General features: G+C 59.5%; 1 protein-coding gene and 1 rRNA gene. Both read right to left on the bottom strand.

Annotated elements, in window-relative coordinates:
- On the bottom strand, positions 1-464 hold a 464-nt coding region (locus NW830_RS11335), incomplete at its 3' end, for an LAGLIDADG family homing endonuclease (RefSeq protein WP_414404704.1).
- A gap of 8 nt (positions 465-472) precedes the next feature.
- Positions 473-2,372: ribosomal RNA gene (locus tag NW830_RS11340) — 23S ribosomal RNA — on the bottom strand; the annotation flags it as partial.

The raw sequence follows: 2,372 nt of genomic DNA on the forward strand, positions 1-2,372 counted from the left end.
TGCTTTCCCTTAGCGGCTGGGTTCATCGCATACGCCTTCTCGACGATGCGTGCCAGCCCCTCAGGGCGGCGGTGTTCCCCTTGGTTCATCAGCTCCAGGATTTCGCGGAACCGATAGAAGGTTTCGCGCTTGCATGAGAAGGGTACCACATACTTCTCGAAGTAGGGTACGACCTTCTCCCAGAGGCTACGCCGACAGTGGATGGCGTAGACATAGCAGTTGGGGCTTCCCGGTTTGGGGAAGATGCGTCCTGTGCCGAAGACTTGCTGGGCGAGTTTGAGCAGGGGTAGTCCGCTGCGGTGTTGCACCAGATGGAACTCTGGGTCAACATAGTATCCGTAGCGGCTGGTTTCGTGGTGTTTGATGCTCACCAGCAGCGAGCCTTCGCCTTCGATGAACCCTGCGAGGAACCATTTCGCCTCTTCGGTGACTTCAAGTCTTTCCTGCTGATTGGCTCCACCCATCACTTTGTCACCTCCTCGGTAGTGTGGGATCCACGAGCTGTCCCAGCATATAGCCAGATTTTACAACGGCCCTGTGACGAACCGTTAGAGTTACGGCCGGCATTCACCCGGGCTTCAGTTCGGGGCTGCACCTTGCGGCTGACCCCTCGCCTTAACCTACGGGCATTGGCCAAGCGTCGCCCCCTATACATCGGGTTTCCCCTTCGCAGAGAGCTGTGTTTTTGGTAAACAGTCGCCGGGCCCGCTTTGCTGCGACCTCTTTCGAGGCACCCCTTCTCCCGAAGTTACGGGGTCAATTTGCCGAGTTCCTTAGCGGGACTTCTCTCGCGCGCCTGAGGCTCCTCGCCTCGCCTACCTGTGTCGGTTTGCGGTACGGTCAGGTGGTTTCAACGCTACGCGGGTTTTCTCGGCTCCAGTCACGGTCGCTTCGTTCACCGCGAGGGATCCCTTCGTCGCCCCAGAGTTGCCGCTGGGGCGAGCGCAGCCTTCCAACTCTGCGCCCGACCGATTCTGAAGCGTCACCGCTTGGCTCCACCACCTGGGGTGGGAATGTTGACCCACTGCCCTTCGCCTACGGCGTTTCGCCCTCGGCTTAGGACCGCCTAACCTTCAGCGGACGAACCTGCCTGAAGAACCCTTAGGCTTTCGGCGGACGGGATTCTCACCCGTCTTCTCGCTACTCGTGCCGGCATTCTCACTTCTGCACGCTCCAGTGGTGCTTCCGCTCCACCTTCCCTGCGTGCAGAACGCTCCCCTACCGCTCCCCTTACGGGGAACCCGCCGCTTCGGTAACAGGCTTGAGCCCCCTTACATTGTCGGCGCAGGGTCACATTCGACCAGTCAGCTGTTACGCACTGTTTAAAGGATGGCTGCTTCTAAGCCAACCTCCTGGTTGTTTACGCGACCCTACATCCTTTCACACTTAGCCTGTGTTTGGGGACCTTAGCGGGCGGTCTGGGCTGTTGCCCTTTTGACAACGGCGCTCATCCGTCGCTGTCTCACTCCCACGCTTCCTGCGATGCCATTCGGAGTTTGGTTGGGTTCGGTAACCTGGTAGGGCCCCTAGCCCATCCAGTGGCTCTACCTGCATCGCATAGCGCGTGAGGCTGCACCTCAATGCATTTCGGGGAGAACCAGCTATCTCCGCGCTCGATTGGCATTTCACCACACTACCCCCAGTTCCTCCGAGCCCTTTTCAACGGACACCGGTTCGGCCCTCCACCGTGTGTTACCACGGCTTCAGCCTGACCAGGGGTAGATCGCGCGGTTTCGGGTCTACGCCCAGCGACTGAGTCGCCCTGTGAGGACTCGCTTTCGCTACGGCTCCGCGTCTGAGACGCTTAACCTTGCCGCTGAGCGTAACTCGCCGGCTCATTCTGCAAAAGGCACGCCGTCAGACTGTCCCCCAGAGGGGTATAGTCCTCCGACTGCTTGTAGGCGCACGGTTTCAGGTTCTCTTTCACCCCCCTTCCGGGGTGCTTTTCACCTTTCCCTCACGGTACTGGTTGCGCTATCGGTAGCAAGGAGTATTTAGCCTTACCCGGTGGTCCGGGCAGATTCGCACAGGGCTCCACTTATCCCGTGCTACTCGGGATACCGACGAGTCGCTTCCGCTTTTCGCATACGGGGCTCTCACCCTCTATGGCGTGCCGTTCCAGACACTTCTGCTAAGCGGAAGGCGTCCTCCGATGTCGGTCCCACGACCCCAACTGGGCACGCCCAGTTGGTTTAGGCTCTTCCCCGTTCGCTCGCCGCTACTGAGGGAATCTCGTTCGATTTCTTTTCCTCTGGGTACTGAGATGTTTCAGTTCCCCAGGTTCCCTCCACACCGCCTATGGGTTCAGCGGTGGGTGACCACCCATTCGGTGGCCGGGTTCTCCCATTCGGGGATCTGCGGATCAACGCCTG

The sequence above is a fragment of the Synechococcus sp. OH30 genome, assembly GCF_047462175.1.
Classification (GTDB): domain Bacteria; phylum Cyanobacteriota; class Cyanobacteriia; order Thermostichales; family Thermostichaceae; genus Thermostichus.